A 16,911-nucleotide genomic window follows, 5' to 3' on the forward strand; every position below is an offset into this window, starting at 1 on the left:
AGAGTTAAATACAAGAATCCTGATAACTATCCCTCTCCTAAGAAACCGTATTTGCTTCAGACTGAGGAACAAGCTCAAAACCTAAAACCAGAGCCTTTTTCTGTCACACGGGGAATAAGTCAGGGATGATGAATTTAAATTAATGTGAATTCTTTGATCAGATATTTTGGCGTTATTAATTACAGTAAATTCCCCAAATCAGGGAGATTGAGGGAGAATTACTCAAAAAATAACAATAATTCATACTTCAAGTCAGCAACGCCGGTATGGAATATATACTTATAATAATATCCAAAATTATAAGGGCACGGAATCCAAAATCCTTAATCTTCATAACGAATCTTGCTGATGCCGTGCCCCTGCGGGATAATTTATTTGTTGGTGTTTCCTGAACAAGCCACAACTACAACTTAATAGTAACAGTTTTGACTTCAGTGTAATGCTCTAAACCATATTCACCAAGCTCTCTACCCATACCAGATTGCTTGAAACCACCGAAAGGTGCAGCAGCATCAAAGACATCAAAGCAATTTACCCACACCGTACCAGCACGGATATTATTAGCAATTGTGTGTGCCTTACTAATATCTTGAGTCCACACAGCTGCGGCTAGACCATACATAGTATTATTTGCCCGTTCAATGACTTCATGAATGTCTTTAAACTTGATGATACTCATGACTGGGCCAAAAATTTCTTCTTGGGCAATTTTCATGTGGTCCTTAACATCGGTAAATACCGTTGGTTGAATAAAGAAACCGCGATCGCCAAGGCTATGTCCACCACATAACATTTGTGCCCCTTCTCGCATTCCCGACTCGATATAGCTCATTACTTTATCAAATTGGTCTTTATCTACTTGGGGACCTTGTTCGGTATGTTCATCAAAGGGGTTGCCCACAACCCGGCGTTGGGCACGTTCTACACTCTTAGCAACAAACTCGTCATAGCATCTTTCTTCCACAAACACTCGTGAACCCGCACAACAACACTGTCCTTGGTTAAAGAATAAAGCTTGGTGAGAGCCTTCAATGGCTGCATCCATATTGGCATCGGCAAACACAATGTTGGGACTCTTGCCACCTAATTCTAAAGATACCCGTTTCAGGTTACTTTTGGCGGCTGCTTCCATGACTAAATGTCCAACTTCCGTGGAACCAGTAAATGCCAGTTTATCAATATCCATGTGATTGGCGATCGCAGCCCCGGCTGTTGGTCCGTATCCTGACAGCAAATTCACCACACCGGGAGGAAAACCAGCCTCAATAATCAATTCACCTACCCGTAAGGCTGATAGGGGAGTTTGTTCGGCAGTTTTCATCACCACAGTATTACCAGTTGCTAAAGCTGGTGAAAGCTTCCAAGCCTGCATTAGTAGGGGGAAGTTCCAGGGGATAATCTGTCCAACCACACCCACTGGTTCATGGCGGGTATAGCAGAAGTAAGGACCGTTTATGGGGATAGTCTTTCCTTGTACTTTATCTGCCCAACCTGCATAATAGCGATAACAAGCAATTACTAATCCCAAGTCACCATAGGAATTTTGTAATGGCTTGCCGTTATCTAAGGTTTCTAACCGGGCTAATTCGTCAATATTCTGCTCAATTAAATCTGCCAGTTTATACAGTAATTCACCCCGGCGGGTGGCAGACATTTGCCGCCATTCTCCGCTTGTAAAAGCCATGCGAGCTGCTTGCACTGCCTTATCTACGTCTGGAGCATCAGCTTCCGCAACATCACAAATGGCTTCTCCTGTGGAGGGGTTAATAGTTTCAAATCTCCGACCACTGACACTGTTTACCCATTCGTTGTTAATCAGTAGCTTGGTGGGACCAATTTTTACCTGTTGCTCTGGTCTTGTTGCCGTAACCATCAGGTTCTCCTAAAGCTTTTTTCAAAAAATGCTGGCAATCTACCAATCAGGGAATTAAGTGATTATCATGACAATTCTTCAATTTTGACTTCCCTAATTTTTGATTGACTCTAATACCATGTTTCCTGATATACAGCACAAATGGTTGTTTTTTAATACATTATTAAATTTTGCTTTACACAAAGTTTACAAAAAGTCTCCGTGTAATTGATAAAAATAAATATTTTGGGAATTCATTACAAAGCCTCCAGTTGATTGGACTGGAGGCTAAATTACATATGGCTGTTTTCCCATAAATACAAAGGCAACTATTAACAGAAAATAGTATTAATAGTACTCAACTCAAACCAGGTGCGATCGCCAACAATTCCATCTACCACTAATCCAGTTTGTTGCTGTAAATTTTTAACTGCGGTTTCTGTAATGGGGCCAAAATCACCATCAACTTCCCCTTGATAGTATCCACTAATAGCCAGTCTTGCCTGAATTTTTTCTACTAATTCACCCTTGCTACCTTGCTTGAGAATTGGCATATCTACTGGAGCGCCTTGATAAAGCGATCGCCAAGTGCGATCATCTACAATGCCATCTTCTACAAGAAACTTAATGTTTTGGTAGAGGATAACTGCTTGTTTGGTTTTTGCCCCAAATATGCCATCAATTACTTCTTCTCCTGGAAATACGCAAGCGCCTTGTTGATTTAGGTAGACAAAAACTCGATGGGGTAATAATAATTTTTGCAATTCTTTAACTGCTTCACCCCGAGAACCTTGTTCAAGTATGGGTTGATTTAATTGGGATATGGAGTTTGTAATTTTTGTAGAAGATGTCATAGTTATGAATCCTAATATATTTTGACTCTGATTTTTATGTGGAATACAAGAGACGGTAAATCCTATAAATAAATATGCTTGCATCCCCTGTATATAATGCTTTCAGAGTTACCTACAAAAATCCGTAAAAGTATTTCTGATGACAGTTATTTTTCTGTCACATTAGTAATGCAATGGGTCAGTCAAAATTATTATTTATCCTGGCTTTGACAGTTTATAAATGTTATTTTGGTTGCCGTTGCAATGTACTAATTAATCAATCAGAGATCATAAAGTTAAATTAAGGCTTTCAATAAAGCTTGCAGTTTTAACTGAATTTCTGCCAACTCCTTATCAGGATCTGAACCTGCAACAATACCAGCACCAGCATACAATCTAGCGCGATCGCCATCGATTAATGCGGAACGAATACCAACAATAAATTCACAATTTCCCTCAGCATCTATCCATCCTAATGGTGCAGCATATAAGCCTCGCTCAAAACTTTCGTAGCAACGGATTTCGGCACAAGCGATATCTGGTAATGTTCCGGCTACTGCTGGGGTAGGATGCAATTGAGCAACTATTTTTAAGGGATGAACATTAGTTGGCACAGTAGCAGTAATGGGTGTCCATAAATGCTGAATATTAGACAACTGTCGCAAACGTGGTGCTAGGATTTGGGGTGATAGACCTAGTTGAGATAAACTTTGAGTAATAAAATCAATAACTAAGTTATGTTCATGCCTTTCTTTTTCACTATTGAGTAAACTTTCGGCATAAGCAGCATCCTCTATCGATGTTGTGCCTCTAGGAGCAGAACCAGCTAATGCATCTGTAATCAGTTGTTTTTGGGAAATACAAATTAATCTTTCTGGACTAGCTCCAATAAAGTTTTGACCCTTACCATTACTTGTGGAGAAGATATAACAATTTGGGTGTAGTTTTCTGAGTGTATCTAATGACTTAAATAAATCAAATTTACGATTAGAAATTACATCTAATGCGTTTGCCAAAACAACTTTTCTCATTTTATTGGCTTTGATCTTATTTAATACTGATAATATGGAAATTTTAAATTCTTCTGCGCCAACTACATATGTTTGTCGGAATTGATTTTCCTGGTTTTGCAAGATTGGATAGATATCTTTGAATGAATTTATGAGATTAACTTTTTCCCATAAAGACTGTAACAATTTAGTAATCTCTATCCGAGGAGAAACCATTAAATTAGCTATTAATATACATTGTTGCTTTTTGACAGTAATTTGCCATCGTGGTAAAAATATAGTTGCTGGAGAAAAAGGATAATTTAATTGCTCATTTTCAGAAAAGAAGCTAAATCCACAAAAAAAATAAGGCTCAGTAGATAGTAAATTATGCACCGAGAATCTACTAATATTGACTATAGCATTTTGCATAAATTCTTCTGTCTCTTCAAACCTCCTGTATCCAGACTTCTCTTGTTGAATGACAGCATCAATAGCAACTATTGCCTCTTGATTAGCTTTATTTTCCCAGTAAAAATTAAGCTGATTTGCCTTTGACATTCTTGTGAAGACAACTAGGGGATCTACTAAGTCAACTTCTAGAGAAATACTAGCAATTTTTGTACAATTATTTTGTCGGCAATTCTGCTGAATAGATAATAGAAATTGGTATAGTTCCTTGTTGTATACAAAAAAATCGGCAGCGCATGGTGAAACTGTCATGGATCTGAAAATAGTTAATTTTTTTGAAGTTATCTTTCTAAACAGTGGTAAATCATGGTCGTATTTTTACAGGTAACATAAATGGAGGCTTTTTTACTAGATAATTGAAGGTGATGCTGGGATAAAATTTTTCCCGTTATAATCAGTTCCTGCCATTTCTGGCAATAGGCTGTCCCAATCCAGCTTAACCAATTGGAGACAAACAGCAGTATTTTGACTGCGACTAAAATCAAATAGCTGCCAATATAGGTTCTACGTAATTGCAACAATTGCAACTGATGACTACAAAACAAATTCCATCTTCCCAGCAAAAATTATGGTTGGCTGCTATCAAGCCACCAATGTATAGTGTGGCTATTATGCCTATCTGGATCGGAACGGCTGTGGCTTTTGCGGAAACCCAAAGTTTCGACCGAGGAATTTTTATTACTTTTGTAGTTGCTGCAATTTTAATTCTGGCTTGGGAAAATCTCAGTAATGATGTTTTTGATGCAGAAACGGGTATTGATCAAAATAAACACCATTCTCTAGTTAATTTAACTAGTAATAAGAAATTAGTATTTTGGTTGGGAAATGGATGTTTAGCTTTGGGTTTACTGTTGATAGTAGGAATAGCTACTTGGCAAAAAGACTTAACTGTAATTGGCATAATTTCACTTTGCTGTGTTTTAGGATACCTCTACCAAGGTCCGCCATTTCGGTTGGGATATTGGGGCTTAGGGGAAATTCTTTGCTTTTTCGCTTTTGGTCCCTTGGGTATAGGTGCTGCTTACTACAGTCAAACTCAGAGTTGGTCATGGATGAGTTTAGCAGCTTCAGTAATTGTTGGGATTGCTACCTGTTTAATTTTATTTTGTTCCCATTTTCACCAAGTTGAAGATGACTTAGCTGCGGGAAAGCGATCGCCAATTGTGCGTTTGGGAACCCAAAGAGGCGCTCAAGTTTTATTGTGGTTTACTGGTAGTATTTATGCTTTTAATGTTTTGTTTGTGGTTGTGGGAATTTTCCCTCTATGGACATTACTGAGCTTTTTGAGTTTACCCTTTGCGATTAAACTATGTCGCCATGTCCAAGAAAATCATCACCAGCCAGACAAAGTCAGTAATTGTAAATTTATCGCCATAGCGGTGCATTTTTGGAGTTGTGTCTTATTGGGAGTGGGTTTTATACTGACATAGGTGATGAATGGGTTATGGATTTGATTTTCGTCCATATGGCGAAAATTTGTCCATCCTCGTTGCGATCACTTTCCATGATTCTGTAGCTACCCTCAACAATCCAAAATTGTTATGACTCAACTGAGAGTGTTTGGTTTTGGTATTGATCGCTAGTTTACTGAAGATAAGGAAACTTGGCTACAGGATTTATGGCGACACCTTTAGAGCATCTACAATATATCAGCGATCGCAATTGGTTAATTGGTATTGATAGCCAACAATTACAGCAACTAGCAACGGAATTATATTTAGAATTAACGTCATATTTGCTAGACATCAATCCACCGATAATTATCTTAGCTGAACCTAATCCAGTAAATTTTTTAGCCGGTTTTATTGCTGCTTGTACTGCTAAGTTCCCCATATTTATTTGTAACCCTAGTTGGGGTAAAAATGAATGGCAGCAAGTATTAGGCTTAGTCCAACCAGATATTATTTGGGCACCAGAGTCAGTTATTTATGGGGCAATAGAAGAGTGGAAAAATACAGGTATGGCTAGTCAAAAAAACATGCCAAACCAGATTATGATTCCCACTGGTGGTTCTTGCGGAAAAATTAAATTTGCTATCCATACATGGGATACTCTCATGGCATCAGTCCAAGGATTTACAACATATTTTGATTTGCAGCAGGTGAATTCATGTTGTGTATTACCTCTTTATCATGTGAGTGGTTTAATGCAGTTTATGCGTTCTTTTGTGACTGGTGGAAAACTAGCTATCGCTCCATTTAAAGAATTAGAATCTGGTCAAATATGTCATCTCGATATTAGAGATTTTTGTTTATCTTTAGTCCCAACCCAATTACAAAGACTTTTACAACAAGAACTATTAATTACCTGGTTATCTCAATTTAATATGATACTTTTAGGCGGTGCTCCAGCTTGGGATGAATTATTAGCAACAGCAAGGCACCATAAAATTCACCTAGCACCAACCTATGGAATGACAGAAACAGCTTCTCAAATTTCCACACTAAAACCAGATGATTTTCTCCAGGGTAAAATTAATTCCGGTCAAATACTTCCCCATGCAAATGTGACAATTTGTAATGAATTAGGACAAAAATTAGATACAAATCAAGTTGGTAATATCCATATTCAAGCTAAATCTTTATTCCTTGGTTACTATCAACATTGTTCTCAATTACCAATGAGTAATTACCAATTTAAAATTGACGATTTAGGTTTCTTTGATGACCAAGGATATCTGCATATAGTTGGTCGTAATAGTGATAAAATTATTACGGGTGGTGAAAATGTCTATCCAGGAGAAATAGAAGCTGTAATTAGAGCCACAGGCTTAATAGTTGATATTTGTGTGATTGGGATACCAGATGAATACTGGGGACAGGCTGTTACGGCTATTTATGTCCCCAAAAAAAACTTAGATTCCCAGGAAAAAATTATCGGATTAATCCAAGATAAAATTAGTAAATATAAAATTCCTAAATATTGGATTATGGTTGAAGATATATATCGGAATGAAAAAGGCAAAATTAATCGTCAACAGCTCAAAAAAATAGCTATGGATTCTCGTAAAATAAAACTTAAAAATTGATTTTAAATAAATTCTCTTGATTTTCTTCTTTCCGTATTTTCTGCATTCTTGCGATTTGTATCTAACCACTGAACCATTTGACTAGGTAACTTATTTTTTTGCCTAGTGTTAGTATCTATACAAACGTGCCTAGTTACAGCCTTACTGACAATCACATCACCAATGAGAATTTCATAATTAATTTCAAATTTCTCAACAGTTAATTTCTGAGGGATTAAACTGACTATTAACTTATTCCCACAAAACATAGGACGGAAAAAATCTATACTAGAATGGACAATTGGGAATGCTAAAGATGAGTTACCAAAAAAATCTTGTAAATTAATTCCTACTGTTTCTAAAGACTCCTCATAAGCTTCATGACAAATTGCCAATGCATTGGCAAAATATACTACTCCCGCAGCATCCGTATCTCCAAATCTGACAGTACGGTGATAAGTGAAGGACATGGTAATATTTAAGATAAAAACGAAACATAATGTAAGCCATTTAGCTTACTATCAAAACTAATTTTACCGCAAATTTAAATCTTCACAATTTAACGGTTCATAAATGTCGCAAGAATGAGGATTTAAGTAAGGGTAATGCAAATCAATCCCCAAATGGGCAAAATGTTGACGAATTATGCGGATTTTACTCTTACTGGTGTTTTTACCTCTTTTCTCAGCATCTAACAAAGCATTAGCCATGATTTGACAGAGATGGATACCAAAACTTGCTTGAGGGGGATTTGTTTGGTTTGGTGCTTCTGCAAAACTGAGCCCTGGTGCTAAAAATTTCGTAAACAAGGGGATTTCTGGGCGAAAATGGCATTTATTATCTGGGTACACAGCTTTGAGTATCTTTATGATTGCTGGGTAGTCACGACAGGAAAAATAGAGTAATCCAGAGCTATAACGTTTGTAAGCATCAGGATTGTAAAGAGCTTGAAACCTAAAAGGGATCGCAGCACTATTCAAATGGATAGTTAAATAATCCATGAGAGCGATCACTCCTTTAGGAGTGATATTAAAATATATTGTCCCCCCTACTAAATCCGTATCTGGCTGGTTTGATTTTTCCGCGCCAGAATTACTCATGGCTATGTAAAAACCATTTTCTAATCTATTATTATTCATCCAGACAGCAATGGTTCGACCAACTTTAGGGTATTGCCAAGGTGATTCGATTAACCAGTCTGGTTCTATGTGTAAGTGTAAACTATTTTTAGTCACAGCGATACTTCCATCTGGCTCTAAACGTAGTACTCGCCAGCCGGGATCGAAATAACCTACCCCATGATTACACCTGTGTAACTGTTCATAAAATTGCCAGTCAATTCCAATAATTAAATTATCTTCTATATTTTGGTATGGGAGATAATTTTTCTGCTCAGTATTTGCTGATAAGATATTTTTTAAACAACCATTAAAATAGATTCCATAAATAAAGTTTCTTAATAGTAATTGTAGATACTTATGTTGTAATTGTGGAGAGGTGTGCTTTAATCTATCTACAATTTTAGGTTGTAGGGTAAATGGTTGATAATCAGGATGATAAATGTAAAAATTAGGTTTTATTTGGATATTTTGCGCAATATCCACTAAATAATCATGAATATTATCAGTTTCAATCTCTATCATCTATTAGTTGAAAAATATTTATTTTGGATAATTAAATAGGAATAGATAGACAATCAATTTTTCATCCAGGGAAGAATACCTGTATCAATATCACATCCTTTGATATTTTTATAGTACCAATTTATACAATTTTGAAAAAAGAATGGGACAGATGGGTAGGGAACATCAGTCAATCATTGAATATATAAAATTATTTTACTAGTGCCGTGCCCTTACAAAAAATAGATGTGTCGCAAACATTATTTGAATTAGTATTAAAAAATGATTGCGAGAGATGGAAAGAAAGAAAAACTGATGTAGTAAATCTTTTACAATCTAAAATTCAAAATAGTATAACTTCCCTTCCCTTAACAACCTCGCAAACGTGTTGTGGGATAGTAAATACGTCGCAAATTTTGCTCCCTTTCTAAATCAGGAATAGCCTGAAATGTTGACAAATCTGGAATTAATTCTGACTCAGGAATGCCAAAGATAGACTCCACTGAGTTTTGTGGTGTAGTCAGTAAATTATTTGCTACCTGAAATATGCATAGTCCTCGACGATCGAAATGTTGGTGATCTATAATTTCTTCCTGTATGCGATCGATCAATCTTAAACCAGTAAACTGGATGACTCGAAACATAAAGTCACTTCGGTAATTCATAATTGCTGGAAAGGCATTGAGATAAGCTCTAACCAAGGCAATAATTGAGGGTTGGATTAGTTCTAAAGGAACAAGAGCTAAAGCCAGGGATTCTTCTATTTCTAGGGTGCTATCTACTACTAAACTTTGCAGCCAAATTTCTAAATAACTTGCCAATAAACAACCTAAATCAAAGGTTGGATCTCCCCAAGATGTAGCTTCCCAATCAATAATTTTAATTAGACAGTCGTCTAGATGTTGCCAGCGAGAATGGACTATGATGTTTTCTAATTTTAAGTCATTGTGAGTCAAACAGCATGGTTGCCAATTATATGCCAAATCCGCGATCGCTGCTGCCAGACTTTCATGGCTTTGATAGAGACTATAAAATTTGAGTGCATCACCAGGAACCTGAGCCAGAATCTCTGGTCCCATAGTTCCTATACCTTGTGCTGGATTGTGGAACTGATAGCGAAACTGTCCCTGGGGAGCAGTTGCAATAAAATCACGATACTCTCGACGTTCACAAGTAGTACGATGAACTAACCCTACCCTATTACCAATAGCGGTGGCAATCGCCTCCGGGTAAATATCATGCTGTTGGTAAAAACCCTGTAGCTCCTGATATTCACTGAGGTAATTACGCACCAAAATAGAGTTTTCTTGATCAAAATGAATCACTAATGGTGCCATCGCCGCAATATTTCCTAATACCGGAAATTTTTGCAACAATTGATGAAACAGCCACTCATTAAAAAGCTCTTGGGGAATACCATCATTGGTAATATCTTTTTCCTGCTTGACTAATAGTTGTTGACCATTACCTGCTGATAAATTGACCAAAAAGTTAGAATTTTTCCTACTTTGTGGTAATTCATGTTCGGTCACAGCTCTATCTTCTAAGCTACACAGACCTGCTTTTTGCAGATACTGGATAACATTGTGAGAAGACAGTGAAAATAACATGGATGGTGTCCTAGATAGTGGAGGTTACTGAAGAAAATATTTGTCTTAGTATGGATTTGAATATATCCTAATATTGATGAAACTACTAATAACAGTTTAAGAGAAATAGAGATTCATAAAATCTACTAATATCCGATTTTTATCGATAATACTTGCCAAAATGGCAATCCTAACTTCATGTTTCCTTTAAATTTAGTAGCCTAATTTCATTAAATCTTTAAACACATTAAGTACTCTTGCTGATAATTATATCTATTTTTCTATTTTTTGATGATTAAAATATAGCTATAGTAGGCAATTACCCTGCTAAAAATAATTGTATTATTTCCATATTTATCTAAGTATTTACTTCATGTTGATTTTAGCTTATGGATTTTGGATTGATGCCATAAATCAATATGCTTGCTATGCAATATTCACAAAATTATTAGTCATGAAGATAACTAAGTTAGCTTGGTAGTTAATAATCATCAATTACAATATATAAAACTTGATTACCGGGAAAAAATAGTTTCTATCATTGATATAATTACCTATTTTTTGCCAATATTCATATAAACATTGTCTCTAGTTATTTATTACCACTATGAGATATAAAACAGTGAAAAAAATTGTCTTATAGCTGTTACGTTTTCTTAATTTTAGGTTTATCTCCGCCGCACTATATTCACTAGGCTCATATTTGTCCACAACTTATATCTATTAATATTAATCAGCTTTGATAATAATAACACCAGCATATTCCACATATATTATGAGCTATATGTGATGAAGTAATTTATAGGGTTTACGTAAACGAAACCAGAAATCTATTTTTTCTCAGTACCTATTGTTCAAAAGAATAATTTACTGTATAAATATAGTTGATTTACGTAAGTGATAATTAAAATTTTTAAAATTAGGATAAAAATATCAACTATATTTTGTTCATTATTAACATATGATGATTATCAATAAGCATGAATAAATATAGTACTTCAGTGTATTTATTCAAATATTATCTGTAAAATTCATATTCATTGATGGATTAATAATTCTAAATTTTAAACTCTAAATTCTCCCTAATAAGTAGTTTCATCTAAATTGGCGATCGCTAACCATGGTAGATAATTCATAGATTATGGAATTAATCAACCATACAATCAGGTTAATATCGGCAAAAAATTGATATATTCTCAAAACTTGGGTAAATTTTGATTTTATTATTAGTGTAGGTAAATAATTTACCATAGTTGTTGAACTGCACCACTCAGTTATAGTACTACCCAATTAGGTTAGCCCTTCGACTTCGCTCAGGGATAACGGTGAACGTAAAGCCTAGGGATAGCTGCGCTTACCACGTAGCGTGTCCGTCGGCGTAGCCGCCCTGAAATGGCTAGGACTTAGTCGAACCGCTAGGACATTGTTGGAGCTCCAAACCTATGAGCAGTAAACTTATTACTTATTACTTATTACTTGCGCGTAGCGCTATAACCGATGGATAATCAAGCAAATGCCAGGGTTCAATTCCTGCAACGTCAAGTATCATCCTTGTTGCTTTACCAATCTGTGCTACAGGGAGAAGTGGGTAATGCCTTCATTGAGTTACTCCAATCTATACGTTACCCTGATGCGGATGCTAGGGGGTGCTTACAAGCATATGGAAATTACTTCCAATCCCTAGCCAACCAAAATCAAAATTGGGAAGAATACTTAATAACTCGCATTCTCAGAGACGAGAATCCTTTCTCCAGATTAGCTCAGCGCTTACCATTTGCAGATTTACCCCCATCTTTGGTAACAGCAGCCCAACACGACCTACAAGTACTACAAAACCTGTACGAATGCAGTAGTGCAATTTTAAGCGAATGGGTACAAACAGCAGCCCATCTACCAATTTCACCAGTGGTATGGTACAGAGAACAGGAAGAACTAGAAGGACAAGCAGAATTTTCCCTCATGGACAAACTGCAACACTTAGATAATTGGGCTGATGCAGTAGCAGATTTGGGATTGTACTATCAACAGTTTGGTACGGGTATATTTGTAGAATACCAAGCTCTGGGTTGGCAAGATGGGAAATTTTTTGGTATTGATTATCCCGATCCTGTGAATTTGCATCAACTGGTGGGTTATGAATCACAAAGGGAGGCACTGGTAAAAAATACTGATTTTTTACTTTCCGGTCATGTAGCACTGCACGTCTTATTATACGGTAGTCGTGGCTCAGGCAAATCTTCCCTAGTCAAAGCTTTATTGAACCACTACAGTAATACACAGCTAAGATTGCTGGAAGTGACAAAATCTGATTTACACAATTTACCCCAGATTATTCAGGAGTTGCATTCATTACCACATAAATTTATTATCTTTGTCGATGATCTTTCCTTTGAAGAAGATAATGATACCTTTAAAGCCTTAAAAGTTGTTTTAGAAGGAAACCTTACAGCTCGTCCTCCAAATGTAGTCGTATACGCGACTTCCAACCGCCGTCACTTAATTCGGGAGTTTTTTGGAGATAGACCAACTCCTCAAAACCAGGATGAAATTCAAGCCTGGGATACAATGCAGGAGAAACTATCATTTAGCGATCGCTTTGGTCTAACCCTCACCTTTGAGCCAGCCGACCAAAACAAATATTTACAAATTGTCCAACATCTAGCAAAACAAGCAGAAATAGACATGAACCCAGAAGAATTAGCATCTCAAGCCTTACAATGGGCAACACGCCACAATGGGCGTTCCGGAAGAACTGCACGCCAGTTTATTGATTTTGTCAAAGCTGATTTAGCCTTATTCCCTGATGATAGTCAGTTTGCTTAGACTTCCCTGTTCTCCTTGGGGAGTTAGTTCACTGAGGTTAAGGTTCAGGGACGCTATTTTAACCCGTCCCGTAGCATCTTTTTAGAATCCCCTCGCCTTCAGGTAAGGGAGCAGTAAAAATCACGAATAAATTTTTTAGGTGTCACCCCAGTTTTTGTAGCTCTTTCTAGAGGGCGATGGTCAAATCTTCCCTGGAAGTCAACATTAACTGTGAAAAAATAATGGCATCAAATTATAGTCATTATTCTTTGGCGACACACCTCTAAACAAGCGATATGCAATCAGCTATGGTCAGTAATCGATTTGTTCTCGGTATAATTGCCCTGGGTGTCAGCTTTGGTCTGAGTCTTGTTCTCACCTGGAATTTTATGGCTGCATTACTCACAGGTATGATCACTATTACTGTGATCTATACGGCACTATCTATAGAACAGCGACAAAGACATTATGAGATCCGGGGGCGACGAGATTCTCTTCAAAGACGTATTCAAGAATTGGAAGGATTAAAAGCTCGGGTTGTAGGGGAAATTAATCAGCTGGAAACATATTGTTCTTCTTTGTATCAAGAATCTAATCAACTCCATAATCAAGTTATTGAAAGCCGCAATCAACGAGATAAATTTCAGCAAGAAGTTAGTAATTTTATTTTTGAAAAAAAGCAACTAGAAAGGCAAGTTCACCAATTTCAAGTTGAAATTGATGAATTAGAACAAACTCAAGAAGGAATCAACGATAATTTAGCTGAACTGAATAAAGAAAAACGTAGCCTAGATTTGAATTGTAATCTATCCAAAGCAGAAATTACACAATTACAAACTCAAGTCGCTGATTTACAAAAGCAAAAGCAAGACTTAGAAAATAATTTAACTTTGCTAGAAAGACTCAGACCGCAATTAGAAGAAAAACTTTATGAAATGAGAGTCCAAATCCAAGAATTGGAAATACAAGAGACAAAGCAGAGTGAATTATTAGGAGCAAAAACCCATGAAAAAGCAACCTTAGAAACTAGCTTAACTACCTTAGATAAAAAAATTGCAGAGCAAAAAACAGAAATTAATAATTTACAAGAGCAGGTCAATCTTTTACAAACTGAGCGAGACCAATTACAAAATCAAGTTTGGGAGTTATTGCAACAAGTAGACAATGTAGCTCAACCATCTGCCAATGAACCCCAACCTGGAATAGAAGAGGATGTAGATTTATTTCCTTTTGCGGACTTCATCGAAGGAGCAGAGAATGCAGAGGATAGTCTATCAAAAGAATGGCATCAATTTTTGCAAGATATGCCATCCTACGAAGTGGAAGCATTAAAAGCAATATTAGAACAAAATAATACTAATCAAATCCTCAAACTAATTGCGGAAAATCAAATTACCATGCCTAGCTTATTGATTGATGCCATTAATGGGAGAGCAAATGAAATAATTGGTGAATTAATTATTGAATCAGAAGCAGAATCCCCAGTAATATCTACCGAACATATCAAAAATGTGAGTAAATTAATTACTATTTATGACCAGATGGAAAATCAAGGAATATCATCTAATTAAATGGTAAGATAATATAATAATTGTTCGGGTGAATTCGTCTATTATCTATCAATAGCTATGAACCTCAGCACATTAAAAAAAAATGAGGTGAAGTAAATGGCAAAGCTCAAAATATCTAAAAAAATATCTACTTCTTTAATTAACTCCTTGGGTGCGGGAGTTGTACCTAGAACTGGGTTAGAACACATTGCCGTAGGTAGAGAAAAAGAGCTAAAAAGCCTATTACAAAATCTTGATGATATCGCTGAAGGTATAGCCGCATTTCGCTTCATCATTGGCAATTATGGCTCTGGGAAAAGTTTTATCTTACATCTCCTACGCAACCGGGCTTTAGAGCAAGGTTTTGTGGTTGCAGATGCAGATTTATCTTCCCAAAGACGATTGGCTGGAAGTAACAATGAAGGTTTGGCAACCTATAGGGAATTAATGAGTTGTCTTGCCACAAAAACTCGTCCTGATGGTGGTGCTTTAATTGCTATTTTGGAAGGCTGGATTAATAAAATTCAGCAACAAGTGGCACAAGATACGGGAATGCGCCCCAATGATGAAGGGTTTGATGATCAGGTAGAAGCCAAAATTCGGGAAGTTGTTCAGTATATAGAAGACTTAGTCCACGGCTTTGATTTTGGGAATGTAATTATTGCTTACTGGCGCGGCTACCGCTTGGATGATGATGAAATGAAAGGCGCGGCTATGCGGTGGTTACGCGGGGAATTTAATACGAAAACAGAAGCCAGAAATGCTTTGGGTGTGCGGGTGATTATTGATGATGATAGTTGGTATGACTACATCCGCATTGTGGCAAAATTTGTGGCGGAAATTGGTTATAAAGGACTGGTTATATTGTTAGATGAAGCTGTCAATTTATATCAAATCCCGGCGACAGTAACTAGGGAGAAAAATTACAATCGACTGCTGGGAATCTTTAATGACACCATGCAGTGTAAAGCAGAAAATTTGGGCGTTTTTATTGGTGGAACCACTAAATTTTTAGAAGATCCCCATCGAGGACTATTTGCGGATGGAGCATGGCGCAGAAGGACGAAGGAAAGTCGTTTTGTTGCTCAAGCAGGGGTGCAGGAGTATTTGGGACCTGTGATTCGTCTTAACCCCCTCACAGAAGATGAAATTCTGGCACTTTTAAAAAATATCAGTGAGATTCATACCCTGAATTTCGGTTATCAGCAGAAATTAACTAATAGGGATTTGCAGAAATTTGTGGGAGAAATTGTGAATCGTTTAGGAGCAGATGCTTTACTTACTCCTGGTGAAATTGTGCGAGATTTTATTGGTATTCTCAATGTCATGTATCAAAATGATGGGATTTCTTTTACTGATATTATTCAAGGCGCTGATTTTAAACCCACTGTTGTTGGGCAGGATGTAGATTTAGGTGAAGATGATGTGGCGGAGTTTAGTTTATAAGCAAAGGCGACGATTATTTACAAAAATCCTTCCTCAATTTCCATAAAAGGAACGCAAGAACCACAATTTGGAGAAGGTAGGGGGAGTAATAAAAAAGAAGCTGAAAAAGCTGCGGCGAAAGATGCTTTAGGAAAAATCAAGAAACAAGATATTTCATAGAGATGCCAAAACGTTAATTTTTAAAATGCAATCAAAACAACTGAGTTAACGGATATTTTTAGATTATGACTTCACCAACAAATGAACAAAATAATAATATAGACGGCGTGAATAATTCTATTTCAGACAAAAAACAACCTGCATTTACTGATAATAGTTTTGGTGAAAGTAAAAACTTAGAGAAAGTTAGAGAGATCCTTTTTGGGCAACAGATAAGAGAACAAGAACAAAAAATTGCCAACTTAGAAGCACTGATATCTCAAGAATGTGCTAGTTTGCGGAACGAAACTAAAAAACGTTTAGACTTACTGGAAAATTACCTGAAAAAAGAAATAGAAACGTTAAGCGATCGCCTGAAAAATGAGAAAGTAGAACGGGATACAAGTATCAATAATTTAGCCGCAGAACAAAGGAAAATCATATCTTCTTTGGAAAGTAAGTTTTCCCAGTTTGACGAACAAACTAATAACAGTCAAAGGGAACTGAGAGAACAGGTATTAAATCAATCTAAAACTTTACAGGATGAGATCCAGAAAAAATATGAAGAAATTTTAAATTTGTTGCAAAAGGAATCCCAAGACCTCCGCAATG

13 protein-coding genes are annotated in these 16,911 nt (G+C 36.5%); 7 read left to right on the plus strand and 6 right to left on the minus strand.

The annotated features are described in order from the left end of the window. Positions 1-403: 403 nt before the first annotated feature. From CALSC_RS02380 to CALSC_RS02390, 3 genes are all read right to left on the minus strand, one after another. Positions 404-1,873, minus strand: a complete 1,470-nt coding sequence (locus CALSC_RS02380) for an aldehyde dehydrogenase family protein (RefSeq protein WP_088239826.1) — start codon at positions 1,871-1,873, stop codon at positions 404-406. Positions 1,874-2,184: 311 nt separating this feature from the next. Continuing rightward, complete coding sequence (locus CALSC_RS02385; protein ID WP_088239827.1) at positions 2,185-2,706, minus strand: peptidoglycan-binding domain-containing protein; 522 nt, start codon at positions 2,704-2,706, stop codon at positions 2,185-2,187. 275 nt (positions 2,707-2,981) lie between these two features. Beyond that, positions 2,982-4,397, minus strand: coding sequence for an isochorismate synthase (locus CALSC_RS02390; protein WP_088239828.1), 1,416 nt, complete (start codon positions 4,395-4,397; stop codon positions 2,982-2,984). Positions 4,398-4,675: 278 nt separating this feature from the next. On the opposite strand from CALSC_RS02390, the gene menA reads away from it, so the two are divergent. Next, the gene (gene menA, locus CALSC_RS02400) at positions 4,676-5,575 is read left to right on the plus strand and encodes a 2-carboxy-1,4-naphthoquinone phytyltransferase (protein WP_088239830.1); all 900 of its coding nucleotides are present in this window, start codon (positions 4,676-4,678) and stop codon (positions 5,573-5,575) included. 188 nt (positions 5,576-5,763) lie between these two features. Continuing rightward, positions 5,764-7,173, plus strand: coding sequence for a 2-succinylbenzoate--CoA ligase (locus CALSC_RS02405; RefSeq protein WP_088239831.1), 1,410 nt, complete (start codon positions 5,764-5,766; stop codon positions 7,171-7,173). Between the two features lie 2 nt (positions 7,174-7,175). Here CALSC_RS02405 and CALSC_RS02410 read toward each other — a convergent pair whose 3' ends face one another. The 3 genes from CALSC_RS02410 to CALSC_RS02420 all read right to left on the minus strand — a co-directional run bounded on the left by CALSC_RS02410 (position 7,176) and on the right by CALSC_RS02420 (position 10,384). After that, positions 7,176-7,622, minus strand: a complete 447-nt coding sequence (locus CALSC_RS02410; protein ID WP_088239832.1) for an acyl-CoA thioesterase — start codon at positions 7,620-7,622, stop codon at positions 7,176-7,178. A gap of 63 nt (positions 7,623-7,685) precedes the next feature. Then, the gene (locus tag CALSC_RS02415) at positions 7,686-8,795 is read right to left on the minus strand and encodes a T3SS effector HopA1 family protein (RefSeq protein ID WP_088239833.1); all 1,110 of its coding nucleotides are present in this window, start codon (positions 8,793-8,795) and stop codon (positions 7,686-7,688) included. A gap of 347 nt (positions 8,796-9,142) precedes the next feature. Further along, positions 9,143-10,384 carry a phosphotransferase family protein gene (locus tag CALSC_RS02420; protein WP_088239834.1) on the minus strand — a complete coding sequence of 414 codons (1,242 nt, stop codon included), beginning with the start codon at positions 10,382-10,384 and terminating at the stop codon, positions 9,143-9,145. Positions 10,385-11,860: 1,476 nt separating this feature from the next. Between CALSC_RS02420 and CALSC_RS02425 the strand changes: the two genes are divergently transcribed. From CALSC_RS02425 to CALSC_RS02445, 5 genes are all read left to right on the plus strand, one after another. Further along, the gene (locus CALSC_RS02425) at positions 11,861-13,186 is read left to right on the plus strand and encodes an ATP-binding protein (protein ID WP_088239835.1); all 1,326 of its coding nucleotides are present in this window, start codon (positions 11,861-11,863) and stop codon (positions 13,184-13,186) included. Positions 13,187-13,473: 287 nt separating this feature from the next. Continuing rightward, positions 13,474-14,736 (plus strand): tellurite resistance TerB C-terminal domain-containing protein, encoded by a 1,263-nt coding sequence (locus CALSC_RS02430; RefSeq protein ID WP_235006652.1) that lies wholly within the window; start codon positions 13,474-13,476, stop codon positions 14,734-14,736. Positions 14,737-14,832: 96 nt separating this feature from the next. Next, positions 14,833-16,161: an ATP-binding protein gene (locus tag CALSC_RS02435; protein ID WP_088239837.1), complete on the plus strand. Its 1,329-nt coding sequence runs from the start codon at positions 14,833-14,835 to the stop codon at positions 16,159-16,161. Positions 16,162-16,203: 42 nt separating this feature from the next. After that, positions 16,204-16,320, plus strand: coding sequence for a putative dsRNA-binding protein (locus CALSC_RS02440; protein WP_235006653.1), 117 nt, complete (start codon positions 16,204-16,206; stop codon positions 16,318-16,320). A 65-nt stretch (positions 16,321-16,385) separates the two neighbouring features. Beyond that, positions 16,386-16,911: hypothetical protein (locus CALSC_RS02445; protein WP_088239838.1), on the plus strand; the 526-nt coding region annotated here is incomplete at its 3' end.

Origin of the sequence: Calothrix rhizosoleniae SC01, assembly GCF_900185595.1 — a bacterium.
Taxonomy (GTDB): domain Bacteria; phylum Cyanobacteriota; class Cyanobacteriia; order Cyanobacteriales; family Nostocaceae; genus Calothrix_A; species Calothrix_A rhizosoleniae.

What these genes read in the sequence shown, in the direction of transcription:
- CALSC_RS02380 (WP_088239826.1), bottom strand. Translation starts at nt 1,873, where the DNA reads ATGGTTACGGCAACAAGACCAGAGCAACAGGTAAAAATTGGTCCCACC.
- CALSC_RS02385 (WP_088239827.1), bottom strand. Translation starts at nt 2,706, where the DNA reads ATGACATCTTCTACAAAAATTACAAACTCCATATCCCAATTAAATCAA.
- CALSC_RS02390 (WP_088239828.1), bottom strand. Translation starts at nt 4,397, where the DNA reads ATGACAGTTTCACCATGCGCTGCCGATTTTTTTGTATACAACAAGGAA.
- menA (WP_088239830.1), top strand. Translation starts at nt 4,676, where the DNA reads ATGACTACAAAACAAATTCCATCTTCCCAGCAAAAATTATGGTTGGCT.
- CALSC_RS02405 (WP_088239831.1), top strand. Translation starts at nt 5,764, where the DNA reads ATGGCGACACCTTTAGAGCATCTACAATATATCAGCGATCGCAATTGG.
- CALSC_RS02410 (WP_088239832.1), bottom strand. Translation starts at nt 7,622, where the DNA reads ATGTCCTTCACTTATCACCGTACTGTCAGATTTGGAGATACGGATGCT.
- CALSC_RS02415 (WP_088239833.1), bottom strand. Translation starts at nt 8,795, where the DNA reads ATGATAGAGATTGAAACTGATAATATTCATGATTATTTAGTGGATATT.
- CALSC_RS02420 (WP_088239834.1), bottom strand. Translation starts at nt 10,384, where the DNA reads ATGTTATTTTCACTGTCTTCTCACAATGTTATCCAGTATCTGCAAAAA.
- CALSC_RS02425 (WP_088239835.1), top strand. Translation starts at nt 11,861, where the DNA reads ATGGATAATCAAGCAAATGCCAGGGTTCAATTCCTGCAACGTCAAGTA.
- CALSC_RS02430 (WP_235006652.1), top strand. Translation starts at nt 13,474, where the DNA reads ATGGTCAGTAATCGATTTGTTCTCGGTATAATTGCCCTGGGTGTCAGC.
- CALSC_RS02435 (WP_088239837.1), top strand. Translation starts at nt 14,833, where the DNA reads ATGGCAAAGCTCAAAATATCTAAAAAAATATCTACTTCTTTAATTAAC.